This is a genomic window from Roseovarius sp. THAF27 (assembly GCF_009363655.1).
Classification (GTDB): domain Bacteria; phylum Pseudomonadota; class Alphaproteobacteria; order Rhodobacterales; family Rhodobacteraceae; genus Roseovarius.
The window spans coordinates 907,423-933,431 of the sequence record NZ_CP045393.1 but is presented as its reverse complement, the minus strand read 5'-3'; the positions used below and the strand labels follow the sequence as shown (position 1 = coordinate 933,431).

The 26,009-nt window shown below is 63.0% G+C and carries 25 protein-coding genes; 16 read left to right on the top strand and 9 right to left on the bottom strand.

Going from position 1 to position 26,009, the window contains the following annotated elements:
• The first annotated feature begins 137 nt into the window (after nt 1-137).
• The 5 genes from FIU89_RS04735 (at nt 138) to FIU89_RS04715 (ending at nt 3,993) form a co-directional block, all read left to right on the top strand.
• Complete coding sequence (locus FIU89_RS04735) at nt 138-962, top strand: aldo/keto reductase (protein WP_152491526.1); 825 nt, start codon at nt 138-140, stop codon at nt 960-962.
• Between the two features lie 31 nt (nt 963-993).
• Nucleotides 994-1,665 (top strand): type 1 glutamine amidotransferase domain-containing protein, encoded by a 672-nt coding sequence (locus tag FIU89_RS04730; RefSeq protein WP_152477343.1) that lies wholly within the window; start codon nt 994-996, stop codon nt 1,663-1,665.
• A gap of 243 nt (nt 1,666-1,908) precedes the next feature.
• A complete protein-coding gene (locus FIU89_RS04725) occupies nt 1,909-2,757 on the top strand; it encodes an alpha/beta fold hydrolase (protein ID WP_152491525.1) in 849 nt (282 codons plus the stop codon).
• A 3-nt stretch (nt 2,758-2,760) separates the two neighbouring features.
• The gene (locus FIU89_RS04720) at nt 2,761-3,027 is read left to right on the top strand and encodes a hypothetical protein (RefSeq protein ID WP_152491524.1); all 267 of its coding nucleotides are present in this window, start codon (nt 2,761-2,763) and stop codon (nt 3,025-3,027) included.
• A gap of 78 nt (nt 3,028-3,105) precedes the next feature.
• Nucleotides 3,106-3,993: a LysR family transcriptional regulator gene (locus FIU89_RS04715; RefSeq protein ID WP_152491523.1), complete on the top strand. Its 888-nt coding sequence runs from the start codon at nt 3,106-3,108 to the stop codon at nt 3,991-3,993.
• Nucleotides 3,994-4,428: 435 nt separating this feature from the next.
• On the opposite strand, the gene FIU89_RS04710 is transcribed toward FIU89_RS04715, so the two are convergent.
• The 4 genes from FIU89_RS04710 to FIU89_RS04695 are packed head-to-tail and all read right to left on the bottom strand — an operon-like array spanning nt 4,429 to nt 8,226.
• The gene (locus FIU89_RS04710; protein WP_152491522.1) at nt 4,429-4,809 is read right to left on the bottom strand and encodes a carboxymuconolactone decarboxylase family protein; all 381 of its coding nucleotides are present in this window, start codon (nt 4,807-4,809) and stop codon (nt 4,429-4,431) included.
• Nucleotides 4,810-4,812: 3 nt separating this feature from the next.
• On the bottom strand, nt 4,813-6,258 hold the full coding sequence (locus tag FIU89_RS04705) for an aldehyde dehydrogenase family protein (RefSeq protein ID WP_152491521.1): 1,446 nt from the start codon (nt 6,256-6,258) through the stop codon (nt 4,813-4,815).
• Between the two features lies 1 nt (nt 6,259).
• Nucleotides 6,260-7,342, bottom strand: coding sequence for an aromatic ring-hydroxylating dioxygenase subunit alpha (locus FIU89_RS04700; protein WP_152491520.1), 1,083 nt, complete (start codon nt 7,340-7,342; stop codon nt 6,260-6,262).
• A complete protein-coding gene (locus FIU89_RS04695) occupies nt 7,339-8,226 on the bottom strand; it encodes a MurR/RpiR family transcriptional regulator (protein ID WP_152491519.1) in 888 nt (295 codons plus the stop codon). The genes FIU89_RS04700 and FIU89_RS04695 overlap by 4 nt, the downstream gene beginning before the upstream one ends.
• A gap of 71 nt (nt 8,227-8,297) precedes the next feature.
• On the opposite strand from FIU89_RS04695, the gene FIU89_RS04690 reads away from it, so the two are divergent.
• The 4 genes from FIU89_RS04690 (at nt 8,298) to FIU89_RS04675 (ending at nt 14,100) form a co-directional block, all read left to right on the top strand.
• The gene (locus tag FIU89_RS04690) at nt 8,298-10,772 is read left to right on the top strand and encodes an FAD-dependent oxidoreductase (RefSeq protein WP_152491518.1); all 2,475 of its coding nucleotides are present in this window, start codon (nt 8,298-8,300) and stop codon (nt 10,770-10,772) included.
• Complete coding sequence (locus tag FIU89_RS04685) at nt 10,769-11,872, top strand: mandelate racemase/muconate lactonizing enzyme family protein (RefSeq protein WP_152491517.1); 1,104 nt, start codon at nt 10,769-10,771, stop codon at nt 11,870-11,872. The genes FIU89_RS04690 and FIU89_RS04685 overlap by 4 nt, the downstream gene beginning before the upstream one ends.
• A gap of 4 nt (nt 11,873-11,876) precedes the next feature.
• Nucleotides 11,877-13,160 (top strand): aspartate aminotransferase family protein, encoded by a 1,284-nt coding sequence (locus tag FIU89_RS04680; protein ID WP_152491516.1) that lies wholly within the window; start codon nt 11,877-11,879, stop codon nt 13,158-13,160.
• 526 nt (nt 13,161-13,686) lie between these two features.
• Complete coding sequence (locus FIU89_RS04675) at nt 13,687-14,100, top strand: hypothetical protein (protein WP_152491515.1); 414 nt, start codon at nt 13,687-13,689, stop codon at nt 14,098-14,100.
• A gap of 152 nt (nt 14,101-14,252) precedes the next feature.
• On the opposite strand, the gene FIU89_RS22200 is transcribed toward FIU89_RS04675, so the two are convergent.
• Nucleotides 14,253-14,426, bottom strand: coding sequence for a hypothetical protein (locus FIU89_RS22200; RefSeq protein WP_172978025.1), 174 nt, complete (start codon nt 14,424-14,426; stop codon nt 14,253-14,255).
• On the opposite strand from FIU89_RS22200, the gene FIU89_RS04670 reads away from it, so the two are divergent.
• Nucleotides 14,419-14,784 (top strand): hypothetical protein, encoded by a 366-nt coding sequence (locus tag FIU89_RS04670; RefSeq protein WP_152491514.1) that lies wholly within the window; start codon nt 14,419-14,421, stop codon nt 14,782-14,784. The genes FIU89_RS22200 and FIU89_RS04670 overlap by 8 nt on opposite strands.
• Nucleotides 14,785-15,494: 710 nt before the next feature.
• On the opposite strand, the gene FIU89_RS04665 is transcribed toward FIU89_RS04670, so the two are convergent.
• Nucleotides 15,495-17,753 (bottom strand): adenosylcobalamin-dependent ribonucleoside-diphosphate reductase, encoded by a 2,259-nt coding sequence (locus FIU89_RS04665; RefSeq protein WP_152491513.1) that lies wholly within the window; start codon nt 17,751-17,753, stop codon nt 15,495-15,497.
• A 328-nt stretch (nt 17,754-18,081) separates the two neighbouring features.
• Between FIU89_RS04665 and FIU89_RS04660 the strand changes: the two genes are divergently transcribed.
• The 3 genes from FIU89_RS04660 to FIU89_RS04650 all read left to right on the top strand — a co-directional run bounded on the left by FIU89_RS04660 (nt 18,082) and on the right by FIU89_RS04650 (nt 20,407).
• A complete protein-coding gene (locus FIU89_RS04660; RefSeq protein ID WP_254701793.1) occupies nt 18,082-18,543 on the top strand; it encodes a DUF1489 family protein in 462 nt (153 codons plus the stop codon).
• 319 nt (nt 18,544-18,862) lie between these two features.
• Nucleotides 18,863-19,462: an outer membrane protein gene (locus tag FIU89_RS04655; protein WP_152491512.1), complete on the top strand. Its 600-nt coding sequence runs from the start codon at nt 18,863-18,865 to the stop codon at nt 19,460-19,462.
• 348 nt (nt 19,463-19,810) lie between these two features.
• Nucleotides 19,811-20,407, top strand: a complete 597-nt coding sequence (locus tag FIU89_RS04650) for an outer membrane protein (RefSeq protein ID WP_152491511.1) — start codon at nt 19,811-19,813, stop codon at nt 20,405-20,407.
• A 250-nt stretch (nt 20,408-20,657) separates the two neighbouring features.
• Here the strand turns inward: FIU89_RS04650 and arsC are convergent, their stop codons facing one another.
• The 3 genes from arsC to FIU89_RS04635 are packed head-to-tail and all read right to left on the bottom strand — an operon-like array spanning nt 20,658 to nt 22,389.
• Complete coding sequence (arsC, locus tag FIU89_RS04645; protein ID WP_152494402.1) at nt 20,658-20,999, bottom strand: arsenate reductase (glutaredoxin); 342 nt, start codon at nt 20,997-20,999, stop codon at nt 20,658-20,660.
• The gene (locus FIU89_RS04640; protein WP_152491510.1) at nt 20,996-22,054 is read right to left on the bottom strand and encodes a quinone-dependent dihydroorotate dehydrogenase; all 1,059 of its coding nucleotides are present in this window, start codon (nt 22,052-22,054) and stop codon (nt 20,996-20,998) included. Before FIU89_RS04640 ends, arsC begins: the two co-directional genes overlap by 4 nt.
• Nucleotides 22,051-22,389, bottom strand: coding sequence for a DUF952 domain-containing protein (locus FIU89_RS04635; RefSeq protein WP_152494401.1), 339 nt, complete (start codon nt 22,387-22,389; stop codon nt 22,051-22,053). Before FIU89_RS04635 ends, FIU89_RS04640 begins: the two co-directional genes overlap by 4 nt.
• Before the next feature lie 102 nt (nt 22,390-22,491).
• Between FIU89_RS04635 and FIU89_RS04630 the strand changes: the two genes are divergently transcribed.
• From FIU89_RS04630 to FIU89_RS04620, 3 genes are read left to right on the top strand one after another with little or no spacing between them, the layout of a single operon-like run.
• Nucleotides 22,492-24,051 (top strand): bifunctional UDP-sugar hydrolase/5'-nucleotidase, encoded by a 1,560-nt coding sequence (locus tag FIU89_RS04630; RefSeq protein ID WP_152491509.1) that lies wholly within the window; start codon nt 22,492-22,494, stop codon nt 24,049-24,051.
• Nucleotides 24,052-24,108: 57 nt separating this feature from the next.
• On the top strand, nt 24,109-25,296 hold the full coding sequence (locus FIU89_RS04625) for a bifunctional 2-polyprenyl-6-hydroxyphenol methylase/3-demethylubiquinol 3-O-methyltransferase UbiG (RefSeq protein WP_152491508.1): 1,188 nt from the start codon (nt 24,109-24,111) through the stop codon (nt 25,294-25,296).
• 4 nt (nt 25,297-25,300) lie between these two features.
• Nucleotides 25,301-25,966 (top strand): SOS response-associated peptidase, encoded by a 666-nt coding sequence (locus FIU89_RS04620; protein ID WP_152491507.1) that lies wholly within the window; start codon nt 25,301-25,303, stop codon nt 25,964-25,966.
• Nucleotides 25,967-26,009: the final 43 nt, after the last annotated feature.

The window sequence follows — 26,009 nt, the reverse complement described above, 5'->3', positions numbered from 1 at the left end:
CCGCGTCCGGTACCAAAAATCGCAAATGAAAGGAGCACCCTCATGAAACAGGTTCTGCACATTACGTGCCTTGAGGCGTGGAACGATCCCGCCCTGACCGCCGTTCCGACCACCCAAATCGAAAAGGACACCCTACAATGACGATCAAACCCGTCGGCCCCGCCGCCATCCCGAACCTTGGTCTCGGCACGTTCAAGATGCCCGAAGGCGAGACACGCGACATCGTCGCCGCCGCGCTTGCCGAGGGCTACCGGCATATCGACACCGCGCAGGCCTATGGCAACGAAGAAGAGGTAGGCGCCGGGATCCGCGCCGCGGACGTGCCCCGTGACCAGGTCTTCGTGACCACCAAGATCCTGCCCGAGCATTTCGCCGCCGGTGATTTCCGCGCCGCCACAGAGCGCTCGCTGGCCGCGCTCGGCACGGATTACATCGACCTGCTCCTGCTTCACTGGCCCGCGCGCACGGTGCCGCTGTCGGAGACTCTGCCCGTGCTCGACGCCCTCATCGCCGAGGGCAAGGTTCGCTTTGGCGGCGTGTCGAACTTCACGATCGCGCAACTGAAAGAGAGCGAGACCACCCTTGAAGCGCCGCTGGCCGCTAACCAGATTGAGCTTCACCCGTTCCTGGACCAGTCCAGGCTGCTCGCGCACATGGGCACGCGCAAAATCCCGTTCGAAGCCTATTCGCCGCTCGCCCAGGGGGCGGTGATGGAAGACAAGACATTGAAAGAGATCGCAACCGCGCACGGCACCACACCGGCGGCCATCTCGGTGGCTTGGCTACTCGCGAAACCGCTCGGCGTCGCTGTTCCCAAAACCGCAAAGTCGTCACGCCTTGCCGGCAACCTTGCCGCCGCCGAGATCAACCTCACGGCCGAAGAGATCGCGCGCATTGACGCCCTCACACGCCCGGATGGGCGCATCGTCTCGCCGGACGCACTCGCGCCCGATTGGGACTGACATTCAGCACTGAACACAAGGAGACACAAACATGTCAAAGATCCTCATTCTCTCCACCGCCCATGCCGAACTCGGCGAGACGGGCAACAAGACCGGCGTCTGGCTCGAGGAACTGGCCGCCCCCTATTTTGCGCTGAAGGATGCTGGTCACGACATCACCGTCGCAACGCTGGGCGGCGCACCCATCCCCGTGGACCCGAACTCGGAGCCGCAGGGCGACGGCGCCGATGCCCGTTTCAAGAAGGACGCGGCCGCCATGGCGCTGCTCGAGGCGCCCGCATCGCTTTCCGACCAGCGGTCGGGCGATTTCGATGCAGTCTTCATCCCCGGCGGCCACGGTGCTGTCTGGGACCTCGCCTCTTCCGACGAGGTCGCGCAATTCCTGTCGGCCGCCTGGGAGAAAGGCAAGGTGCTCGCCTCGGTGTGCCATGGTCCGGCGGCCTTCGTCGGTGTCGAGGTCAATGGCGAACCGCTCGTGAAGGGGCGCAAGGTCTCGGCATTCACCGACAGCGAAGAGAAGGGCACCGGCCTCGAGGCCGTCGTCCCTTTCCTCCTCGAAACTCGTCTGCGCGAGCTTGGCGCGGACTTCCAACCGGGCCCTGACATGGAACCGAAGGCGGTTCAGGACGGTCGCCTCATCAGCGGGCAGAACCCGATGTCCTCCGACAAGGTGGCCGAGTTGCTGATCGCTCAACTCGATTGATACGACATTGGTGCCAGCCTGGCGGGGGACCCCGCTGGGCTGGCACGGCCGCGCTGAATGCCGTCAACGGGCTTCTGCAGATGGCATTCGGAACGCTGCACTGTATGTTCGCACTGCGGCGTTGCGTTTCGCTAAGTGTAAGGTCCATGAATTTTTTCGATCAGGTCGGCAATAACATTCATTAGGCGCATTCAATGATATGTTGTATCTCCTCTTGAGCCAACTTGTTCAGGAGCGTTCTTCATGGTCCACCTCGTCAACGATCATGTCCTCATCAATGACACCCGCATCGCGCATGGCATCCACGGCGCAGGGTCTCCGGTCGTGCTGATCCACGGCACCCCATCCTCTTCATATATCTGGCGGAATATCCTGCCGGCACTGGTCGCCGCTGGCCACAAGGTGCATGTCTACGACCTCTTGGGCTACGGCCTTTCGGAACGCCCATGGGACCCGGAAATCGACACCTCGGTCACGGGGCAGGTTCCCATTTTGGATCGGCTGCTTGATCATTGGGGACTGGATGACGCCCACATCGTTGCCCACGACATCGGGGGCGCGGTCGCCCAGCGGTTTTCGATCTTCTCGCAACGGCGTGTTCGCTCACTTAGCCTGATCGATGTGGTCAGCTTCGACAGCTGGCCCTCGAAACGCACGCATCAGCAGATGCAAGCCGGTCTGGATGCGTTGATCAAGGCCTCCGATGCCGACCACAGGGCGCATTTTCGGGACTGGTTGTTGTCGACTGTGCAGCACAAGGAACGCTTTTCCGAGACATCGCTCGAGACATTTCTGGAGTTCATCTCCAACCCGATCGGACAAGGCAGCCTGTTTCACCATCAGGTCCGGCATTACGACCCGAGGCATACTGGCGAACTGACTCCCCGACTCGCTGAACTCGGCAATATCCCGGTTCAGCTGATCTGGGGGGCGGATGACGCCTGGCAGGTGGTCGCCTGGGCGCAAAAGCTACACGAGGCCATCCCAGACTCAGAACTGCACGTGTTGGAAGAGTGCGGCCATTTCGCGATGGAAGACCAGCCCGAGAAGATCTCCGGCTTGCTGGTTGAATTCCTCAAGAGGAAGGGTTGAGCCATGACCGACATCTCGCAGAGGCCGACTAACAGGCGAGACCGGCGCAGGCTAACCACGCTATTCGAGATCACAGGCTCAGTGCTGGCCATGGCCTATGCCTTGCTGATCGCATCGAACGTCGGAGCCGAGACCCTGGGATTCACTTTGTTGCTGATCTCGTCGGGTCTCTTCGCTGCATGGGCGGTCATCGACGGACGCTGGACCTTCCTGTTGCTGCAAGTGTTCTACGCTTCTTCGGCGATGATCGGCTTGGTCCGATGGGGCTGACGTCGAGCTTGCCGGCCGAACAGCCAGACGGTAACATGAAGCAGATCGCTGAAAGTTAGGTAGCCATCGATGTCATTCATGTCAGACAAATTAGTCCAACGGCTGGACATCGATGCGCTCCGTGCCCTGAGCGCGATCGAGGACCACGGGGGGGTGACCCGCGCCGCGGCGCACCTTGGACTGTCGCAATCAGCTGTGAGCCATAAGATCAAAAGGCTCGAGACCAGCCTTGATTGCGACCTTCTCAGCAGGCGCCCCGGCGCGCCCCTTTTTACGGATACGGGGCGCGACCTCTTGGGCTACGCGCGACGCATCCTTGCCATTCATGACGAGGCTTTGCGCTCGCTCTCGAAGACATCGGTGCGAGGACAAATCAGTCTCGGCCTCACCGAGGACACTACTTGTTCGGACCTCAGTCACATCCTTGGCCGGTTTTCGCGTCTGCATCCCGGCGTCTCTGTGCGGACGCGGGTGCTTCAAAGCCTCGTTCTACAAGATCTTCTTGCGGCCGGTGAGATCGACTTTTCCATCATGCAGATCTTCACGCACGAGGTCCGAGCACATGACATCGAACTGTTTCGGGAACGCCTCTTCTGGGTGAAGTCACCGGATTTCGACCTCAGCTCAGACACCACCGTTCCGTTTCTCTCATTCGATGAGAATTGCTTCTACCGCCGGTGGGCGATGGACGTTGCTCAGGAGGACGGGACAGTATTTGCGACCACACTGGAATGCGCCAGTGCCGCCGGCATCGTCTCCGGTGTGCGGAGCGGTCTTGGTGTTGCCATCTTGAATGAGCGGCACGTAACCCCGGACATGGAAATCCTGAAGGACTGCTTTGTAGAGCCGCCTGACGTCACTTATGTCGCGCGCCGTGCACGGAAACTACGCAATCCGGCGATCGATACGCTAATCGAGGAGATCAAACGAGAAGTTGCAGGAGAGAGGGCTCTCCGAATCGCATGATGACTTGGCCTTAGGAAGAGCCTCTCAAAGATGGGGCTCAGGGCCTTCACTGAAACACACGCTACGCAAGCTGCCCTCGGTGGTCTACATTCGTTCGTGCACGTCGCTGCGCGGACCAACTTTTTCGATCCGGCTGGCGATCATGTGCGGAGAAACCTAAAACCCTTCTACATCTGCAGCGCCGGGAAGCAGACGTTAGTTCCAGGTGCAGCGAATGTCGCCTTCCCGCCCATTTTGGGGGTGTTGTGAACGGCCCAAACCCGCCATTCGCGCCTTTCATTGTTAATGCCTGCTTTACCCCTATTTCCAAGTCTGGCTTAGCAAGCCCGGTCATGAAATGATTGGGAACTGGCCGTTTCTGGCTCCGCACTGATACAAGATTCCTGTTCCGAGAATGGCTTCTGCCAAGGCGCGTCCGAAAGCAAAGGCGCGCGATCAGGTCTCGTCCAGCACCTTGCGCGCTGTCCGGAAGCACTCGAGCGCCTGCGGGACGCCGCAATAGATGCCGATCACATGGATGATGGCGCGGATTTCCTCTTGTGTAACGCCATTGTTGATCGCGCCGCGGCAGTGGATCTCCCATTCGTGCATCTTGCCAAGCGCGCCGATCATGGCAAGGTTCATCATCGAGCGTGTCTTGGCGTCGATCACATCATCGCCCCAGCCGAATCCCCAGCACCACGCCGTCATCGCCTCCTGAAAGGGGCGGGTGAACTCATCGGCGGCTGCGAGGTTCTTTTCTACGTATTCCGCCCCCAGCGTGGCCTTGCGCTGTTCAAGCCCCTTGAGGAATAGGTCTTCGCCAAATGCGCTCATGTTTTAGCCTTTCAACTTGATGGCAACGTTCTTGGTCTGCACATAATTCCACAGCGCCTCGCGCCCCTTTTCCCGGCCATAGCCGGATTTGCCGAAACCGCCAAAGGGGGTTTCCACACCGCCCGCGAACCATTCGTTGACGAAAACCTGCCCTGCCCGCATCTGCCGGGCCGCGCGGGTGGCGCGGTCCAGATCGGTGGTAAAGACGCCGCCCACAAGGCCATATTGAGTACCATTGGCGATCTCCATCGCCTGCGCCTCGTCGCGGAACTTGAGCACCGACAGGACCGGGCCAAAGACCTCCTCCTGCGCGATGGTCATCTCGGGGGTGACATGCGCCATAACAGTGGGTTCAAGGAAGGCGCCGGGAATGTTCATTTTGCGCCCGCCCGTGGCCACCGTGGCTCCCTGCGCTTCGGCGTCCGAGACCATCCCGGCGGCGCGGTCGCGCTGCCCTTCGCTGACCATGGCCCCCATGTTGGCCCCCGCCTCGGTCCGTTCCATCCCCGGCCCGACAGACAGGGATTTGGCCACTTTTACTGCCCGCTCGACCAGTTCATCGTGACGCGATTCATGCACGATCACCCGGCTCATCGCGCTGCACACTTGGCCCGCGTTGAAATAGATGCCCCAGCGGATGTCATTCTCAAACGCCTCCAGATCGGCGTCCTCATGCACGATGGCCGCCGATTTCCCGCCCAGTTCCAGAACGCAAGGCACCACGTTCTGCGCCGCCGCCGTGGCGATGGCGACACCCGTGGGCACCGAGCCGGTGAAGACGATCTGATTGACATCCGGGTGGCCTGACAGGGTCGCGCCCGCCTGACGGCCCCACCCGCACAGGATATTCACCGCCCCCTTGGGCAGGCCCACCGTCTCAGCCGCATGGGCGAAAATATAATTGCTCAGCGGCGTCAGTTCAGGGGTCTTGATCACGCAAGTATTGCCCGTGGCCAAAGCCGCCGACAGCGACCGCGCGGTCATCTCGACGGGATAGTTCCACGGGATGATCTGCGCCGATACCCCATAAGGCTCGCAATCGGTGAAATCGTAATAGCCCGCGCCCAGCGGGATCGACTTGCCTTCCACCGTTGAGGCCTGATTGCCGTAATACTCGAAGTAAAGCGCCGCGCCGCGTACCTCGATCTCGGCCTCCCACAGCGGCTTGCCTTGTTCTTGGGTCAGGACATTGGCCACCTCGTCAAGGTTATCCAGCAGGTACTGCCCCATGGCCTGCACCAAGCGCCCCCGCTCAAGCGGACGCATGTCGCGCAGCACCCCCGTTTGATGCACGCGTTTGGCGGCCTGCACGGCGCGGTCCACGTCGGCCTCATCCGCCAAAGCCTGCTCCGCCAGGTTCTCGCCGGTGCCCGGGTTGATCACGTCAATCCGCGCCGCGCCGCCATCACACCACGCGCCGTCGATGTAGTTTTTCCAATACGCGCGCATCTTAGCTTTCGATTCCCTCGCGCATCCATTTTTGCAGCGTCATCACGGAGTGCTCCGAGTTCACGCCACATTCCGGATCGACAACCAGCGGACCCGGTATGTAGCCACGCGATTTAAGCCCGCGCTGCACGGACTCGACGAGGTGGATATCCTCTTCCACGGTTGTGGCCCGGTCCTGCACCGCCAGCCGGCGGATCACTTCGCTGTCCCAGCCGCCTTCGGTATACCAGCCGCGCCAGACAACCACATGATCAGGGTCGATCGCGCGCCAGTGGTAGGTGTTCAGCACGTTGCCCGGATAAACCTGAAAGCTGAACATCGGCCATAGGAACCAGCTTGAATATTCCTCGGAATGCGGCTTTGAGCGGTCGATGTCGTAGCTCATGTTCTCAAGGCTCTGACATTCCGTCGTGTGTCTCAGGCAATAGCCTTCTGGCTGGATGTCATACGTTTCGGGCTTGATGATCCCTGTCGCGAAGGTCGGATGGTTGAGCGAGCAATGGTAGCATTCGGAGTAGTTCTCGACCGAGACCTTCCAGTTGCAGTTTTCCGGGATTTCCACCCACTCAAGCGGTTTCAGGCTTTCCCAGTGCGGCAGCCATTGAATCAACTCTTCGCGCACCCCCGGGAACCACGCGTCCATCGGGGCCGCGTCAGGATCGAGATTGACGAAGATGAAGCCCAGGAAAAGTTCGGTGCGCACCTCGGTCAGGCAGACAGCGGACTTGTCGAAGCCTGGAACGGACTTGGTGTTCGGCGCCGCGCGCAGTTCTCCGGTCAGCTCGTAAGTCCAGGCGTGGTAGGGGCAGACCACGACGCGGGTGGAGCCTTCGCCATTGACAAGCTGATGCGCCCGGTGCTGACAGACATTGTAGAACGTGCGGATCTCGCCGTCGCGTCCCTTGATACAGAACAGGCTTTCGCCCGCCATTTCGAAAGCGAAGTAATCGCCGGGGTGCTCCAGTTGGCTGCCGTGGCCGGCGAACTGCCATGTCCGGGCCAAAACACCCTTTCGTTCCGCCTCGAAGATGGCTGGATCGGTGTAGTAACGCGCATCAAGCGAATGTGTGAGCGGTGCGTTCATTCGGGCTCCTCCTGATAGAGGCCGAGCTGGTGCCGGCGACGGTGGAATTTCTCGACCCGTTCCACGATCTCATCGCTGGCAACGGAGATGACGAAGCTGAGCAGGGTTTCGAGCAGGGCAACGGTTGCCACGGATGACGGAAAGAACTGCGGCGTGTCGACCGCCACGGTGAAGCTGTGGTTGGCGGCAAGGCTAATCGGGCTGGCCGGGCTGTCAGAGATGGCGATGACGGTGACGCCCTGATCGCGGGCGATGCGCACCGCGTCGATGACTTCGGTACGGTAAGGTTTCATCGTCATCGCGATCAACACATCGCGGCCATCAGCCCAGGCCAGGTCGTCCACCGGGGTGGAGCCGGGGCGCGGTATGGCGTGGAACTGGGTCATGCCGGTGGACGCCAGATAGGTGAAGTTGCGCGCGTTCGAATTGTGAACGCCCACGCCAAGGGTGAAGACTTGGCGCGATGCCCAGATCGCTTCGGCGGCTGCCTTGAGCGCCTCTTCGGATATCCCCGCGAAGGTCTCATCTATATTGCGCACGGCGGCACCGATCATATCGGCATAAAGCCCGCCAATCTCACCGGACTTGCGAATATCCTGAAGCCAGCGGGCGCGGTCAGGAAAACTGACGCCGCCCCGCCGGATCGCCTCGCGGAAGGGCGCGCGAAAATCCTCGTAGCCTTCGAACCCGACCTGCCGGGCCATGCGAACAAAGGTGTTGGGTTTGACATTCGCCGCAACGGCGATCTCGCGCACGGTGGAAACGCCTACATCTGCAGGGTTTTCCAGTACGTAGCGCGCAGCCTTCTGCGCCTCGGGAGTCAGCTTGTCCCATTCGGCCGTAAGGCGATCAAGGATCGTATTTGATACATATGTGTCATTCATGATTGACGATGGTACAAATGTTCTTTTAATCTGTCCACAGAAAATGCGACTCTGCGAACAGGAAAACCGCCATGTCCGAATCCAACTTCCCCACACAGGCCCGCGTCGTCATCGTCGGGGGTGGCGTCATGGGCGTTGGCCTGGCCTATCATCTGGGCCACGAAGGCTGGGGGCCTGACACCGTACTTTTGGAAAAGGCGGAACTGACCAGCGGGTCGACATGGCACGCGGCGGGACAGATCACGCATTCGACATCGAGCTTCAGCCTCGGCAAATGCGTGGACTACAACATCGACCTTTATTCCGGCGCCCTGGAGGCCGAGACGGGGCAGCCTGTCACGTGGCATGGCTGCGGCTCTTTCAGGCTGGCCTATACCGAGGACGAGATGGACTGGCTGCGCCATACCCTATCGGTCGGTCGCACTCTGGGGTTCAACATCGAGCTTGTCGGCCCCGACCGCGTGGCCGAACTGCATCCGTTCTACAATCTCGATGGGGTCCTTGGCGCGCTGCACACGCCCGACGACGGGCATGTAGATCCGACCAACGTGACCATGGCCATGGCCGCCGGCGCGCGCCAGAAAGGCGTGCGTATCATCCGCCGCGGCCGCGCCACCAACATCACCCGGCAGGGCGACAACTGGGTGGTTGAAACCGAGAAAGGCACGATTCGCTGCGAGCATGTGGTCAACGCGGGCGGCACCTATGCCCGCCAGATGGGCGAATGGTCGGGCCTGCAACTGCCCATGACCTCCATGACCCACCACTATTTCGTGACCGATACTGTACCGGAATTCGAGCAACTGGACCGCGAATTACCCGTGATCCGCGATGACAAGCTGGTGTCCGGCTATATCCGGATGGAGCAGAAGAAAGGCCTGATCGGGATTTATGAAAAGGAGAACCCCAATACCGTTTGGGAGGATCATTGCCCCTGGGACGCCGAGAATGAGTTGTTCGAGGCCGATTACGACCGGGTCATGCCGTGGCTGGAAAACGCGCTGGACCGGATGCCAATATTTGCCGAACTGGGAATCACCCGCGATGTGCACGGCGCCATCAGCCATCCGCCCGACGGCAACCCGCTGATCGGCCCCGCACCCGGCGTGCGCAACTACTGGTGCTGCTGCGGAACGCAGATCGGCATCGGATGGGGTCCCGGGCTCACGCGCGAATTGGCCCGCTGGATGGTGCATGGCGCGGCCGATATCTCGATGCGCGACTATGACCCGCGCCGCTTCGGCAACTACGCCACCAAGGACTGGCAAGTCATCAAAGCCAAGGAAGATTACTGCCTGCGCCACGAAATCCCCTTTCCACATTTCAACCGTTTGGCGGGGCGGCCGGTGAAACCCTCCCCGCTCTATGAGCGCCTCAAGGACAAGGGCGCGGTCTTTGAAGAGGTCTATGGACACGAACGCCCCCGCTGGTTTGCCCGCGATGGCGTGGCGCAGGAAGATCACTACTCCTTCCGCCGCAACGCGGTACACGATGTTGTGGGTGCCGAGTGTAAAGCCGTGCGCGAGGCGGTGGGCATCATGGACATTTCCGCTTTCACCAAGGTCGAGGTGACCGGCCCGGGTGCCGAAGCCCTGCTGGATCGCCTGGTCGCGAACCGCCTGCCACAGAAGGTGGGCGGTATCGCGTTGACCCACATGCTCAACCGGCGGGGGCGGATCGAGTTGGAAACCACGGTGGTCCGGTTGGCCGAGGACCGCTTCTATCTCGTCTGCGCCGCGTTTTTCGAGCAGCGCCTGCTGGACCATCTCGAACAGAACCGCGCGGATGAAGACTCGCGGGTCACCCTACGCTCCAACGACTGGGCTGCTCTTGCTCTCAACGGCCCGGCCTCCCGTGCGGTTTTGGCCCAATGCACCGATGCCGACCTGTCGAATACCGGGTTCCGCTGGCTGACGGCACAACAGATCATCGTGGCCGGTGCGCCGGTCTGGGCCTTCCGCATGTCCTACGCCGGTGAGTTGGGGTGGGAATTCCACATCCCCCGCGAACATGCTCTGGCCGTTTACGACGCGCTTTGGGCGGCGGGTGAGGCGCATGGCATCGCCGACTATGGCAGCTTTGCGATGAACGCCCTGCGGATGGAAAAGGGCTTCAAAGGCGCGGGTGAATTGACCAACGAAGTCACCCTGCCCGAGGCCGATGTCATGCGCTTTGCAAAGCTCGACAAAGAGTACCTGGGGGTTGAGGCCACCCGAGAAAGCGCTGCTCAGGCCGAGGCCGGGCAGCACCCCTGGACCTGCGCCTACCTCGAGATCGAGCCGGATGGCGAGATTGACGGACATGGCGGCGAAGCCGTGCTGCTGAATGGGGAAGTTGTCGGGTCTACCGCTTCGGTGGCTTATGGCCACACCGTCGGCAAGATCCTCGCCTTCGCATACGTCAAACCGCGCGCCGCCAGTCCCGGCACCGAATTGCAGGTGGTGATCCATGGAGCGCCCCGCTCCGCCCATGTTCTGGGTGAACCGGCCTATGACCCTCAGAGCCTCCTGCCGCGCACCGACGCCGTAGCAGAGCCCGCCGAATGAAGATCGCGCGCCTCTCGCTATGGCATGTGCCGCTGACCAGTCACACGACCTATTACATGGCCGACGGCAAAACCTGCGACACGGTGGAAACCGTGGTGATCGCGGTCGAGACTGACACCGGACTGACCGGCTGGGGCGAGGTTTGCCCGATCCCCCATTACCTGCCCGCCTATGCGCGCGGGGTTGCCCCGGCCCTGAGCGAACTGGCACCCGTCATCCTTGGCGGTGACCCTCTGGGGGCCGAGGCCCTGATGGCCCGCGCCGATACCTGGCTCACCGGCCACGCCTATGCCAAGTCCGCGCTGGATATCGCGCTTTGGGATATCACCGGTAAAGCCGCAGGGTTGCCACTTTATGCGCTTCTGGGTGGCAGGCAAGTGGCCGACCTGCCGCTTTATCATTCGATCACCTGCGTCGCGCCTGATGAAATGGCGCGTATCGCCCGCGACGCGCAGACCGGCGGCATCACGCAGTTTCAGGCCAAGCTGGGCGCCTCGGGCGATTGGCAAACGGATGTTGAACGCTTGACCAAGGTCCGCGAGGCCGTAGGCCCCGGCCCGCTGGTCTATGGAGACTGGAACTGCGGCGCGACGACACTCTGGGCCACGCGAGTCGGCCGGGCCGTGGCCGACCTTGACGTCATGCTGGAGCAGCCCTGCGCCACGTTCGCCGAATGCGCCCAGGTGCGCGCCGCCACGGGCCTACCCATGAAAATGGATGAATTGTCGTATGATACGGCCACGCTTTTGCAGGCGCATAGCCTTGGCATCATGGATGCGGTGGCGCTGAAGCTGTCGAAATTTGGCGGGCTTTCGGCCCTGAGAAGGGCGCGCGACCTCTGCCTGCATCTCGGCGCCAAGATGTGCATCGAATGCACTTGGGGCTCGGATATCGCCACAGCCGCCGCACTTCACCTTGCTGCAGCCACAAATCCCGCCCGGGTGCTCAATGTGTGCGATCTCTCGGGCTATGTCAGTCCGCGCATTGCACCCGACGGCCCCGTCCGGGCCAATGGGCGCATCACCCCGCCCGAAGGCCCGGGCCTTGGCGTCACGCCAGATCGCGATCTTCTGTGCACGCCTGACCTGATACTGGATTGAACACATGAACAAACAGCACACCCAAGCCGAATGGGCCGAGCGCGCCCGCGCCGTGCTTCCCGCCGGGGGCTTTGGCAATTTCGACCCCTCGATCGTGATCCGCGAAGGCCGCGGGTCTCGGGTCTGGGATGAGGACGGCAAAGAGTACGTCGATTACCTCATCGGATCGGGCCCCATGCTTTTGGGCCATGGCCACCCCGAGGTGTTGGACGCGGTGTTCGAACAACTCCCCAAAGGCCAGACATTCTTCGCCAACAACGTGCTCGGCATCGAACTGGCCGAGGAAATCTGCCGCGCCGTCCCTTGTGCCGAACAACTTCGCTATGTCTCGTCTGGCGGCGAGGCGGATATGTACGCAATGCGCCTCGCCCGCGCCTTCACCGGGCGCGACAAGATCGTCAAATTCGAGGGCGGCTACCACGGCATGTCAGCCGAGGCGCAGATGAGCCTTGCCCCCTCACGGCGTGAGAATTTTCCGCAAGCGGTGCCCGACAGCGCCGGCATCCCTCAAAGTGTGGCCGACGAAATGCTGATCGCGCCTTTCAACGATTTCGACTACATCCGCTCGCTTCTCGCCGAGTATGAGGGGCAGATTGCCGGTCTGATCGTGGAGCCGCTGCAGCGCATCATCCCGCCCGCGCCGGGCTTTCTTGAATTGTTGCGCGAGGAGTGCACCCGATACGGCATCGTCCTGATCTTTGACGAGGTCGTAACGGGCTTTCGTTTTGCCTACGGCGGTGCACAGGAACACTACTTCGTTACGCCCGACCTATGTACCTTGGGCAAGGTGATCGGCGGCGGCTTCCCCCTCGCGGCGACAGTGGGGCGGGCCGACATCATGGGGCATTTCGACAAGGCCGCCGTGGGTGAGGAAGGCTGGCTCATGCAACTCGGGACGCTCTCGGGCAACCCGGTGGCGGCAGCGGCAGGGCTCAAAAGCCTCGAAATCCTGCGCCGCGACGGACAATATGCGCGGCTTCGCGAACTTGGTGACAGGGTCGGGGGCATGATCCGCGACGCGCTTGAGCCAACGGGTATTCCCTATCGCATCGTGGGCGATGCGACGCTGTTTGAAGTTGTCTTCACTGCGCAGGATGCGCGGGACTACAGGGCCGTGCAAGCAGCCGACGCCGGCCGCGCAAAACTCTGGAACGACGCGTTGCGACACCACGGGATCTTCAAATCTCCAGGCAAGACATATCCAAGCCTCGCCCTGACCGAGGACGACCTTGCCGTGACGCTTGAAGCGATCCAATCTGCGGCTGCGGCGATTGAAGCAAAGGCCTGACCGCGCCGTCTAAACGGGGTCGGCTTTTGCTTTGGCATCGGGTCAGAAGGCACAGACACTGGGTGAAAGATGCAGCAGATCCAACCGAAGCGGATGTTGGCAGGTTCCGCAGCGAATGGTTGCTCTCCGCCCTTCCTGCTGGTGACCCTCGCAGGTGCGACAAGAATTGAGTAAGCGCGGCGAAGGTCCGAGAGGTCCCACGAGGCTGTCGCCCTCAAGTTTGGACCGCCTACTGTATTTTCCGTGGATATTAGAGAAATCCTTTGGGACGCCTGCTCCAACGGCGAAGATCGGCAATCGGCATCATGGGGCCGATTGAAGACCCTGGAAGCGAGATTTCCGGGAGCGCCGAAAAAACTGAAGTTTTTGCTTCGTGCCGCCGGCGAATGGCCAATCTCCATATCAAGACACCGAAACAACGACCATTCAGCCGAGGCAGCAAAAAGGAGGATCATCTCGGAGAAACAACATGCGGACGGGCTTGATGCTGCCACGAACGGCAGATGCGCAACCGAGGAGGACCACCATGCTGCGCAACTTACCTACGAAGACCCTGTCCGCAGACCTGCAACTTGCTGCCGCACGGGCGCATTTCGACAAGCACGGATCGGCTCTTTGCAACGCCGCGGGGCTAATCGACGGCGAGGCCGGAACGGCCCGCGTCCTGCGTTTGATGACCGGCTTGCGCGAAGCGTCGCGACTTGACCGGGCGACGCGGCGCAGGCTCGTCGATCTGCACCGGCTCCTGTCCCTCGACCCCGTCATCGACGAGCTCGAACCGGACCTGTCACACTGGAGCCTCCTCGATCCCGCGAGCATCGAGGTGGAAGAGCTCTGCCTGCTCACCGACCGGCTCTATGACCTCCTCGTCGAGATCGGAGAACTGGACGACGAGCGCGATGCGCTGGCGCTTGCCCTCCCGGCGCGGGACGCCGCTTGACCTGCGGCGCCGGCCATGCGCGGTTTGCACGGTCGGCGTCATGCCCTCGGATGAATACAAGGTCCGATACCCAGCCTTCCACCGTCGTGGAAAGTCTTCGCCGATGCAGCGCGACAGCAGAAAAAATCAGCGCCCAGTAGATTTCTTCTTCGTCATCCCGATGAACGACCAATGTTCTCATCACCAGCACCGAACACCAGCAGTTGAGAACAACCGAAAGGAACCTGCCAACGCCCACCTTCTCCCTGCGACGGAACATGACGCCGATGAACCAGGCACACCAGCACCGTTTCCGCCACTGCATGAAGGGAGAACATCATGCTCAATACCACAACCCTCAACACCACCACCCTCGACATCGCCGAGGCGCGTCTCGGCGCGGCTTACTCTGTGGAGCAACACCTCCGCCGCCACGGCGCGAGCCTCTGCGAGCTGCTGGATACGCTCGATGATCCGATTGGGTTCGCGGCGCTCTGTGACCTGCATGCCGCCTTCGGTCAGCCGATCCCGGATACAGATGCCGTCGAGGCCGCGCTGCGCGACATTCACAGCGTCCTGGCAGACCAGACGCCCTCGTCGCTCGACCGGATCGGTCGCGAACGGGGTTTACCAGCCTCAGGCATGACCCTCTGGCACGGAGCGCGCGTCAGCGAGCTCCTCGCGCGGTTCCCTCGAGCCGAGTGAAATCGGAGCAAGCAATGTACTTCAGGTGGCGCGCAAGCGCCGCCTGAACATCTATGCTGACGAATTCGGGATGGAGCATGATATCTGCGACATGACTCTATGGCTCATCGAGAAGCACAGCCTTTCTCGGGTCCGCGTCTGGGTAGGCCGGCACTACACGCGGATCGGTCGGAATGATCGAAAATACTTGCGAAGACACTTACGGTCACCAGTTCTGCGACGGGTATTACTCGAAACACGAAGCCATTCTGGCGCATGCGCGAGTCGAAGTTGCACTGCAGCGCTGGCGATCTGCATGAAAAACCAAATGGTTCTCGAAGAAGGGCGGCGAAAGCCGCCCTTTTTTTCATGCGCGCCATTTCGTGGGTCGTCGTTCCAGTGTTGCCTATCGCCTCACCCAATAGCTTCAAAAAATGGCTGACGCACTCATCTCGGTGAACTGGAGAAAGATAACTGCTGCGCGCAAGCCCAAGAGCGCTGTCGGCCCTGACCAAACCCAAGAACAATCCCCAGTGACGCTTCTGTTGCGGGTTTCCACTTACCAAACCCCTCTGGTCGGACTCTAACCCTCGCTCGCGCAAGAAACCGCATTAATACCGGAAAATCCAGCGCCTACGCCCGATTGACCTTTTTCGCTTGCAAAATGGACATTTCAAGCCCGCCGGTGGCCATTAATTGGTAGTCAGAACAGCGCGGTCCCTCTGCCCGCCTCACGCGCATTTCGAATGACCGCAGGACGCACAGGTCAGGCAGCCTTCGACCTTGCGCATGTCATAGCTGCCGCAGGACGGACAGGCCGGGCCGCGCGGCGCCTCCAGGTTCACCACGTTGGCCGTCGGGTCTTCCTTCAGGCCCAGCCCCTCGCCTTCGAGAAAGCCGATATTGATCATGTGGTTCTCCAGCACGCCGCCGATCGCGGCCAGCATCGAGGGGATGTACTTGCCGTTCATCCACGCGCCGCCGCGCGGATCGAACACCGCCTTCAGCTCCTCGACCACGAAACTCACGTCGCCGCCCCGCCGGAACACCGCACTGATCATCCGCGTCAGCGCCACGGTCCAGGCGAAATGCTCCATGTTCTTGGAGTTGATGAACACCTCGAAGGGCCGCCGCCGCCCGTCCAGCACGATATCGTTCACGGTGACGTAAATCGCATGACTGCTGTCGGGCCATTTCAGCTTGTAGGTCGCGCCCTCCAGCTCCGTCGGCCGGTCCAGCGGCTCGGACATATAGACCACCTCGCCGCCCTCCACGGGCATCGGCACCTTGTCCTCCGACTCCACGCTCAGCACGCTGCCGGTGATGTCGTTGGGCCGGTAGGTCGTGCACCCCTTGCAGCCGGTGTCCCAGGCCTGCATGTAGACTTCCTTGAACGCCTCGAACCCGATATCGGCGGGCACGTTGATCGTCTTGGAAATGCTCGAGTCGACCCATTTCTGCGCGGCGGCCTGCATCTTCACATGCGCCTGCGGCTCCAGCGTCTGGGCATTGACGAAATACTCCGGCAGCTCCGCATCGCCTTTCGTCTCGCGCCACATCTGCACGGCGTAATCCACCACCTCTTCCTCTGTGCGGCTGCCATCCTTCTGCAACACCTTGCGGGTGTAGGAATAGGCAAAGACCGGCTCGATCCCTGAACTCACGTTGCCAGCATAAAGGCTGATCGTCCCGGTAGGCGCCACGCTGGTCAACAGCGCGTTGCGGATGCCGTGCTCGGCCACCGCCGCGCGCACGTCCTCGTCCATCGCCTGCATCATGCCGCTTTGCAGGTACGGCTCCGCCTCGAACAGCGGAAACGCCCCCTTCTCCTTGGCCAGCTCGACCGACGCCAGGTAAGCCGCCCGCGCAATCGCCTTCATCCACGCCTCGCACTGCGCCGCCGCCTCGTCATCGCCATAGCGCAGCCCGCACATCAACAGCGCGTCGGCCAGCCCGGTGACCCCCAGCCCGATCCGCCGCTTGGCCTGCGCCTCGGCGCGCTGCTCGGGCAGCGGAAATTTCGACACGTCCACCACGTTGTCCATCATCCGCACCGCCGTGCCCACCAGCTCGGCCAGCGCGTCCTCGCCGATGCCCGCGCCCGCCTGGAACGGCTCCGTCACCAGCCGCGCCAGGTTGATCGACCCCAAAAGGCACGCGCCATAGGGCGGCAACGGCTGCTCGCCACAGGGGTTCGTCGCCGCGATCGTCTCGGCATAATGCAGGTTGTTGGCCTTGTTGATCCGGTCGATGAAGATCACGCCCGGCTCGGCGAAATCGTAGGTCGCCCGCATGATCCGGTTCCACAGGTCCCGCGCCTGCACCGTCTTGTAGACCTTGCCGCCAAAGACCAGTTCCCACGGCCCGTCCGCCTTCACGGCCTCCATGAAATCATCGGTCACCAGAACGCTCAGGTTGAACATCCGCAGCCGCGCCGCGTCGCCCTTGACCGCGATGAACTCCTCGACATCCGGGTGATCGCAGCGCATCGTCGCCATCATCGCCCCGCGCCGGCTGCCGGCACTCATGATCGTGCGGCACATCGCGTCCCACACATCCATGAAGCTCAGCGGCCCGCTGGCATCGGCCGCCACACCCTCGACCAATGCGCCCTTCGGCCGGATGGTCGAGAAGTCGTACCCGATCCCGCCGCCCTGCTGCATGGTCAGCGCCGCCTCGCGCAGACCTTCGAAGATGCCGCTCATGCTGTCGGGGATCGTGCCCATCACGAAACAGTTGAACAGCGTCACCGCCCGGCCCGTGCCAGCGCCCGCCGTGATCCGCCCCGCGGGCAGGAACCTGAAATCCTCCAGCGCGCGATAGAACCGCTCTTCCCAGATCCCGGGGTCGTCCTCGGCCTGCGCCACCGCCCGCGCGATCCGGCGCCAGCTGTCCTCCACCGTGCCATCCATGGGCGTCCCGTCCGCCTCTTTCAGGCGGTACTTCATATCCCAGATGGCCTCGGCGATAGGAGCGGCGAATCGAGTCATGCGAGGACCTGTTTTGTCTAGTGTTTTTGGGCAGCGATAGTGGCGAGCGAGACGTAACACACTAGTCGTTGTAGCCGCTCGGGTCAATCCATCCGAACCATCTTCTACCACCCTGCAGCCCTTTCCTCTGGCCGAAAATATCCCAGGGGGCATGGGGGACTGGTCCCCCATATCAGGCCGGGGGCATGGGGGACTGGTCCCCCATAAAAAGGGGGTTTGGGGGCCCCGCCCCCAAGGCCTGCGTGGCCCGAACGCAAATCAACCCTGCGTGCCATCGGCACACCACAAGGTGGCACCCGCTTGAATTCCCCCGCCCCGACCATAGGATATGAAACTGGTGGACATGGGGACAGTCGTGGCAGATCCGAAAATACATCTCGTCAAGCTCTCGGTCGGCTCGGAAACCGTCGAAAGCCTGATCGAATGGCAATCCAACAAACAGGCCCACGGCCCCGACGGCCTGCCGCGCCACGTCACCCGCATGTGGCCCCGGCGCGAGGCCGAGCTGCTCGAGGGCGGCTCGATCTACTGGGTCATCCAGGGCCTCATCCAGTGCCGCCAGCGCATCCTGCGCCTTGACGAGGTGACCCGCGCCGACGGGATCCGCCGCTGCGGCATCGTGCTGGACCCTCAGATCATCCGCACCACCACCGCCCGCAAGCGCCCGTTCCAGGGCTGGCGCTACCTCGCGCCCGCCGACGCCCCCGCCGACCTGCCGCAAAACCGCCAGGACGAAGACGCGCTGCCGGCGGATCTCAGCGCTGCGCTGGCCGATATCGGCGTGCTCTGACCGCGGCCCTCCGCCCCGCAACCGACCGACGCAGCCCGGCCCGCGCCCTGCACCAGCGCACACCGCATGATCATGTGCGAACAACGCCGCCTGAAACCGGCGAATATCCGCGCCTACACCCTGATAAAAAGGTGTTTTTCAGCGGCTTTCCGCCCGAAAAACGCCCCGTTTCCGGCACCTGGCCGCCACTCACGCGCAGGTGATCGAACGTGCTCCGGCACCCCCCTTGCGGTGTCGGCGGTCAAGGCCATATCTGCCCGACACAGCGCCGTTAAGACGCGCTGCGGAACGAAGCAGAACTTGCTGAAAGGATAGCATGATGAAACGAGCAACACCAATCCTCGCGACCGCCCTTGCCCTTGGCGCCGCCCCCGCATTCGCAGGCAACACCACGCCCCCGCTGGAAGACAACACCGTCGCGGCCCCCGCCCCGGTGGCCCCGGTCCCGACCAATGTCGGCCCCGACTGGACCGGCTTTTACGGTGGTGCCCAGCTGGGCTATGGCGATGTCGACTCCAACGTTGGTGGCAGCGATGACGGCGTGATCGGCGGTGTGACCGCGGGTTACGATTACGACTTCGGCACATTTGTGCTCGGTGGCGGCCTGGACTACGACTTCGCCGACATCGGCGTGGCCAACAATGCCGCCACGGTCGAAAACGTGTTCCGCGCCAAGGCCCGCGGCGGCTACAAGCTGGGCGACGGCCTGCTCTATGCCACCGGCGGGTATGCCCAGGCCGATACCGACACCCTCGGCAGTGACGACGGCTACTTCGTCGGTGCCGGCTACGAGCACATGATCACGCAGAACTTCTCGATGGGCGGCGAACTGCTCTATCACGAGTTCGACGACTACAACAGCACCGCGGTCGACGTCGAAGCCACGACGCTCCAGGTGCGCGGCACGTTCCGCTTCTAAACCTGCAGACGCGCGCCAGCGCGTTCCCCGAACAGGCAAGGCCCGGACCGACACAGATCGGCCCGGGCCTTTTTCGTGCCGGCTTTGTCCGCGCCGAAGAAAAACCCCTTTGAACGCGGGTCGCGCGGCTTTGTTCCAAGTCTCGCCCTGGGCGACTAAAAACAAGCGGCTTTTCGCTTAGGGTGTATCTCTTCCGCATCGGCCACTTAAAAAGAGGTGGCGCCGGGGCTGTCTTTCACCGCCCGCTCTTGCAGTCTGGACCCATGACGCCATATGCCCGGCGTAATGGCGCCCCCGCAGATGTTCGCGCCACATCGCAAGTAATATGTCCTGAAAGGATAAGTACCAATGAAACGCACTGCCCCTCTCTTCGCGGCCGCCTTCGCACTTGTCGCCGCGCCCGCATTCGCCGGCAACCTGACGCCGGTACAAGACGACGTCGTCGCACCGCCGCCGCCGCCCCCGGCCGCCGTGACCCCCAACTGGACCGGCCTCTACGGCGGTGTGCAACTGGGCTACAACAACCTCGATTCCAACATCTCCGGCGGCGACGAAACCGTCATCGGCGGTCTCTTCGTCGGCTACGACTACGATTTCGGCGACTTCGTGCTCGGCAGCAGCATCGACTACGACTTCACCGATGCCGAAGTCTCGACCGCGCCGAACCCGCAGGTCGACCTGGAGAACATCTTCCGCGCCAAGCTGCGCGCCGGCTACAAGCTGGGCAACGGCCTGATCTACGGCACCGGCGGCTATGCCAAGGCGTACACCGACAACCTCGGCGACGATGACGGCTATTTCGTCGGCGCAGGCTACGAGACGATGGTCACCGACAACTTCTCGCTCGGCGGCGAACTGCTCTACCACGAGTTCGACAACTTCAACGGCACCAACGCCGATGTCGAGCCGACCACGGTTCAGCTGCGCGGCACCTTCCGCTTCTGATCGGGCAGCAACGATCCCGCCCGGCACGCATGCCGGGCCGGACTGACAGATCAAGGCGCCTGCCGTCCCCGAACGGCAGGCGCCTTTTTCATGCGCGGCGGACAGGGTCTCGGCGCTGCGCACCGCGCGGTTCGCTCATGCCGCGGATCCGGATAAACCGCACCGTCGCGATACCACCCGGATACCGACGCGATACCGACGTGCCGGTTTCGCCGGTTTCCACGGCATTAACCCGTGATTCGAAAAACCGTCAGAGGATCTCCAGGACCGCGGCCGGCGGCCGGCCGATTGCAGCCTTGTCACCCGCGAAAACGACCGGGCGCTCGATCAGGATCGGATGCGCGGCCATGGCGGCCAGCAACACCTCTTCCGGGCTGTCCGGGGTCAGGCCCAGCTCCTTGAACCGGGATTCTCCCTTGCGGATCAGATCCTTGGCGCGAATGCCCAGACGGTCGAGCACGTCGCGCAACTCCGCGACTTCCGGTGCATCCTCGAGATAGCGGCGCACCCGCAGGTCGCAGCCACGCTCCTGCAACAAGGCCAGTGTCTGCCGCGATTTCGAACAGCGTGGATTGTGCCATATCTCGATCAAAGCCATGCGTCCCGTCCCGTTCCAACTGCATCTGAAATGTTGGAATAACCCTTATCTTCCAAAAGCTTGTCAAGTCCCAGCGCGATCCGTTCGACCAGTCCAATCCCCTCGTAGACCAGCGCCGAATACAGCTGGACCGCACTCGCCCCGGCTCGGATTTTCTCCAGCGCCTGCCCGGCACTTCCGATCCCGCCCACACCGATCAACGGCATCCGCCCGTCGGTCAGTTCGGACAGCCGCGCCAGTACCCTCGTCGACCGCTCGAACAGGGGCGCCCCGGACAGCCCGCCCGCCTCGTCCCGCATCGGGCTTTGCAACCCGCTTCGGTCAAGCGTCGTATTGGTGGCGATGATTGCGGCGACACCACCCGCCTGCGCCACATCGGCCACCTCGGACAGCTCCAAGTCACTGAGATCAGGCGCGATTTTCAGGAACACCGGGATCGGGCGCTCCAGCCAGTCGCGCGCCTCCATCACGCCTTTCAGCAGCGCCGACAGGGCCTCGGCCCCTTGCAGATCGCGCAGCTTCTCGGTGTTGGGGCTCGATACGTTGACGGTGGCGAAATCCAGGTGCGGGCCGCACCGCGACAGCACGCGGGCAAAATCCTCGGCCCGGTCGGCGCTGTCCTTGTTGGCCCCGAGGTTCAACCCCAGCACAGCGTCGCGCGGACGTGCCGCCAGCCGTGCGACGACATCCTCCATCCCCTTGTTGTTGAACCCGAAACGGTTGATGACGGCGCGATCGTCGGACAGCCGGAACAGCCTCGGCTTGGAGTTGCCCGCCTGCGGCTTCGGCGTCACGGCCCCCGCCTCGACGAACCCGAATCCGGCCCGCGACAGCGGCGAAAGGGCCACCGCGTTCTTGTCGAACCCGGCCGCCAGCCCGATCGGATTGGCCAGCCGCAGGCCCGCCACCTCGCAGCGCAACCGCGCCGACGTGACCAGTCCCGGCAACGGCACCAGCCCCGCCCGCAACGCCTGCAGCGCCAGTCCGTGCGCGCGTTCCGGATCCATCCGGTGCATCAGCCCCAGACCGATCCGGTCGGCCAGTCTCATACCGCGCCCGCCGGAAACTGATGCGCGCCGTCGACCAGCGGCAAAGGTTGCGCCCAGACCACGTCGTCCAGTCGCAAAACCCTGTAAAGATGGGGAAACTTGTCACCTCCGCGGGACATCTCCCAGGTCAGGTCATCGCCCAGCCGGTCGGTCTCGACCGCCACCAGCACAAGGTCGTCTTCCCCCTTGAAATGCCTGGCCGCCGTCTCGGGCGCCTGGGCGGGCGTCGAGAAATGGATATAGCCATCGGCCACGTCCACCTGTGCCCCGCGGGTTTCCCCGTCGGACCGCAACGCGGCCCATTCGTCTGCGCGAAAAATCTTGTAAATTAGCATGCCTCGGTGATGCCCCGCCGCCGTGCCATGGTCAAGCAGATTGGCTTTGACGCCCTGCGCTCCCTGCCGCACTCTGGCTGCATTCATCCAGGAGACTTGCCGATGCGCTTCATTCCCCTTGCCCTGTCCGGCCTTCTGACCGCCACCGCGGCACAGGCCGAGTATACGCTCAACATCTTGCACACCAACGATTTTCACGCCCGGTTCGAGCCGATCAGCAAGTACAATTCCACCTGCGCGCCAGAAGACAACGAGGCCGGCGAGTGCTTCGGCGGTTCCGCGCGGCTTGCCACGGCGATCGAGCAGGCCCGTGCCGACGCGCCCAACCCGGTGCTCTTCGATGGCGGGGACCAGTTCCAGGGCACGCTTTTCTACAACTATTACAAGGGCAAGCTGGCCGCCGAGATGATGAACCGCCTGGGCTACGACGCGATGACCGTGGGCAATCACGAATTCGACGACGGACCCGAGGTGCTGCGCGGTTTCATGGACGCGGTCGACTTTCCCGTGCTGATGTCCAACGCCGATGTCAGCCGCGAGGGCCTGCTCAAGGATGTCCTGCAGAAGTCGACCATCATCGAGCGCGGCGGCGAAAAGATCGGCCTGATCGGGCTCACGCCGCAGGACACCGACGAACTGGCCAGCCCTGGCCCCAACATCATCTTCACCGATCCCGTCGATGCCGTGCAGCACCAGGTCGACAGGCTGACCGAAGAGGGCATCGACAAGATCATCGTGCTGTCGCATTCCGGCTATGGCGTCGATCAGCGCGTGGCGCGCGAAACCACCGGCGTCGACGTGATCGTGGGCGGCCATTCCAACACATACCTGGCCAATGACGACCCCGACGCCGCAGGTCCCTACCCCACGATGGTGGGCGATACCGCCATCGTGCAGGCCTATGCCTACGGCAAGTTCCTGGGCCGTTTGGACGTTGTCTTCAACGACGCGGGCGAGGTCATCTCCGCCATAGGCAATCCCCTGATCATGGACGCCGCCGTGGCCGAGGATGCCGACATCGTCTCGCGCATCCAGGAGGCCGCCAAGCCGCTGGAAGAGATCCGCAACAAGGTCGTGGCAGAAGCCGCCGACGCCATCAGCGGCGACCGCGACGCCTGCCGCGTGGCCGAATGCGCCATGGGCAATGCCGTGGCCGAGGCGATGCTGGCCCGCGTGGCCGATCAGGGCGTTCAGGTCGCACTGATGAACGGGGGCGGCGTGCGCGCATCGATCGACGCGGGTCCTGTCACGATGGGCGAGGTGCTGACCGTGCTGCCCTTCCAGAACACGCTCTCGACCTTCCGCATCGACGGCGCCACGCTGAAAGAGGCGCTGGAAAATGGCGTCAGCCAGGTGGGCGAGGGTGCGGGACGCTTTCCGCAAGTGGCCGGGATGACCTTCGTCTTCGATCCCTCCGCCGAGGTCGGCAGCCGCATCACGGAGGTAACCGTCGACGGCGAACCTCTTGATCCCGAACGCGATTATCTCGCCGTGTCGAACGATTACCTCCGCAACGGGGGCGACGGCTATTCGATGCTGCGCGACGCCGCCGACGCCTATGATTTCGGCCCCGACGTGGCCGATGTGCTGGCCGAGTATTTCGCGCAGAACTCTCCCGTCTCGCCCATGACGGACGGCCGCATCCGACAGACCGGACAGTGACGTGACGCGCGCCGGTTCGGCTTTGCAATCCGGGCGGCACGCGGCATAAAAGGCGCCATGAACAAGGTGCGCGACCAGTACGAGGCCTTTCCCTATCCCGAGCGGGATCCGAGGGACGAGAAAAAGCGCCTGATCACCGGCTCGCCCTCGCTGCCGCAGGAGATCGACCATTACGTCTTCGGCGGTCAGCGGGACTGGTCGCAGCCGCTGCGCATCCTCGTGGCCGGTGGCGGCACCGGCGACGGGCTGATCCAGCTGACGACGCTGCTCACGCAATACGGCAAGCCTTTCGAGGCAACCTATATCGACCTCTCCAGCGCCTCGCGAAAGGTGGCCGAGGCACGGGCAAAGACCCGCGGGCTGAACAGCCTCACCTTCGTCACCGGCAGCCTGCTGGACGCGGGCGATCATGGCCCGTTCGATTACATCGACTGTTGTGGCGTGCTGCACCATCTGCCCGACCCCGATGCGGGCTTCAACGCCCTGCGCGCGGCCCTCGCCCCCGGCGGCGGCATGGGCTTCATGGTCTATGCCCCCTATGGCCGCTCTGGCGTCTACCCCCTGCAAGAGGCGTTCGCCGCGCTTTACAGCGACAGCCCTCCGAAAGACCGGCTGAAGGCTGCAAGAAAGGTCGTCGAAAGCTTGCCCGCGGGCCATCCCTTCAAGTCGAACCCCAATCTCAACGATCACAAGAACGGCGACGCGGGGTTTTACGACCTGCTGCTGCACAGCACCGACCGCGCCTATGACGTGCAATCGCTGGCCGACACGCTCGACCGCACAGGCTGGTCCTTTGCGGGCTTCACCGTTCCGATCCTCTATGACCTCGCGCGTTTGGCACCCGTGCCTGCGGGGATGGACCCGGTCGCGGCGATGGCCGTGGCCGAAAAGCTGAACGGCACGATCCGCACTCACACGGGTTATGCCACCGATAGGCGCCGCCCGGTGGCCTCGGGAAAGACGCGCACGCTGGTACCGCATCTGAAGGGCGTGCACCCCGCGCAACTGGCGCGCGCCGTGGCGCAAGGGCAGGCGCCCGCGCTCGACACCGACGGGATCAAGGGCAAGCTCGCCCTGCCCCGACAGGCCGCCGCCCTGCTTGCCGCCATCGACGGTCGCCGCAGACTGCAGGATATCGCAGCGCATGCCGGCCTGGACCCGATCACCTTTGGCGGGCTCTGGAGCCAGGTCGAAAAGGCGCTGTTGCCCTGGGGCATGCTGCTCTACTCGAACGTGCTGAGGTAGGCCGATGTGCGGACGTTTCGCCGTCACCCTGCCGCAGGACGCCATGGCCCAGCTCTTTGCCGCGCGCCCCGTTAACGATTTGCCAGCGGTTCCCAATTACAACGTCTGTCCGACCAACGATGTGCACGTAGTGACCTCGGACGGCACCGACCGGCAGCTCGGGTCGATGCGCTGGGGCTTCCTCCCGCACTGGTACAAGACACCCAATGACGGCCCGCTGCTGATCAACGCGCGCGCCGAGACCATCGCGGAAAAGCCCGCCTTCCGCGCGGCGGCCCGCGAGCGGCGCTGCCTGATCCCGGCCAGCGGCTTTTATGAATGGACCAAGGACGCGGACGGCAATCGCCTGCCCTGGTTCATCCATCCGGCCCGGGGCGAGGCGCTGGCCTTCGCCGGGGTCTATCAGTCCTGGGACAAGGGCGATGCGCCGCTGACCACCTGCGCCATCGTCACCACCGGGGCCAATGGGCCGATGTCGAAGATCCATCACCGCATGCCGGTGATCCTGGCCGAAAAGGACTGGCCGCTCTGGCTCGGCGAAGCGGGCCACGGCGCCGCGACCTTGATGACGGCGGCCCCGGATGACGCGCTGGACTTCTACCGCGTGGACCAGAAGGTCAATTCCAACCGCGCCAGCGGGCCGGACTTGATCGACCCGCTCGACGACTGATCCTTCGTCGGAATGGTCGGCACGCAACACCGCGCGCGGCCTG

Coding starts and splice junctions, on each gene's coding strand:
- FIU89_RS04735 (WP_152491526.1), top strand. CDS start 138: ATGACGATCAAACCCGTCGGCCCCGCCGCCATCCCGAACCTTGGTCTC.
- FIU89_RS04730 (WP_152477343.1), top strand. CDS start 994: ATGTCAAAGATCCTCATTCTCTCCACCGCCCATGCCGAACTCGGCGAG.
- FIU89_RS04725 (WP_152491525.1), top strand. CDS start 1,909: ATGGTCCACCTCGTCAACGATCATGTCCTCATCAATGACACCCGCATC.
- FIU89_RS04720 (WP_152491524.1), top strand. CDS start 2,761: ATGACCGACATCTCGCAGAGGCCGACTAACAGGCGAGACCGGCGCAGG.
- FIU89_RS04715 (WP_152491523.1), top strand. CDS start 3,106: ATGTCAGACAAATTAGTCCAACGGCTGGACATCGATGCGCTCCGTGCC.
- FIU89_RS04710 (WP_152491522.1), bottom strand. CDS start 4,809: ATGAGCGCATTTGGCGAAGACCTATTCCTCAAGGGGCTTGAACAGCGC.
- FIU89_RS04705 (WP_152491521.1), bottom strand. CDS start 6,258: ATGCGCGCGTATTGGAAAAACTACATCGACGGCGCGTGGTGTGATGGC.
- FIU89_RS04700 (WP_152491520.1), bottom strand. CDS start 7,342: ATGAACGCACCGCTCACACATTCGCTTGATGCGCGTTACTACACCGAT.
- FIU89_RS04695 (WP_152491519.1), bottom strand. CDS start 8,226: ATGAATGACACATATGTATCAAATACGATCCTTGATCGCCTTACGGCC.
- FIU89_RS04690 (WP_152491518.1), top strand. CDS start 8,298: ATGTCCGAATCCAACTTCCCCACACAGGCCCGCGTCGTCATCGTCGGG.
- FIU89_RS04685 (WP_152491517.1), top strand. CDS start 10,769: ATGAAGATCGCGCGCCTCTCGCTATGGCATGTGCCGCTGACCAGTCAC.
- FIU89_RS04680 (WP_152491516.1), top strand. CDS start 11,877: ATGAACAAACAGCACACCCAAGCCGAATGGGCCGAGCGCGCCCGCGCC.
- FIU89_RS04675 (WP_152491515.1), top strand. CDS start 13,687: ATGCTGCGCAACTTACCTACGAAGACCCTGTCCGCAGACCTGCAACTT.
- FIU89_RS04670 (WP_152491514.1), top strand. CDS start 14,419: ATGCTCAATACCACAACCCTCAACACCACCACCCTCGACATCGCCGAG.
- FIU89_RS04665 (WP_152491513.1), bottom strand. CDS start 17,753: ATGACTCGATTCGCCGCTCCTATCGCCGAGGCCATCTGGGATATGAAG.
- FIU89_RS04660 (WP_254701793.1), top strand. CDS start 18,082: ATGAAACTGGTGGACATGGGGACAGTCGTGGCAGATCCGAAAATACAT.
- FIU89_RS04655 (WP_152491512.1), top strand. CDS start 18,863: ATGAAACGAGCAACACCAATCCTCGCGACCGCCCTTGCCCTTGGCGCC.
- FIU89_RS04650 (WP_152491511.1), top strand. CDS start 19,811: ATGAAACGCACTGCCCCTCTCTTCGCGGCCGCCTTCGCACTTGTCGCC.
- FIU89_RS04640 (WP_152491510.1), bottom strand. CDS start 22,054: ATGAGACTGGCCGACCGGATCGGTCTGGGGCTGATGCACCGGATGGAT.
- FIU89_RS04635 (WP_152494401.1), bottom strand. CDS start 22,389: ATGCTAATTTACAAGATTTTTCGCGCAGACGAATGGGCCGCGTTGCGG.
- FIU89_RS04630 (WP_152491509.1), top strand. CDS start 22,492: ATGCGCTTCATTCCCCTTGCCCTGTCCGGCCTTCTGACCGCCACCGCG.
- FIU89_RS04625 (WP_152491508.1), top strand. CDS start 24,109: ATGAACAAGGTGCGCGACCAGTACGAGGCCTTTCCCTATCCCGAGCGG.
- FIU89_RS04620 (WP_152491507.1), top strand. CDS start 25,301: ATGTGCGGACGTTTCGCCGTCACCCTGCCGCAGGACGCCATGGCCCAG.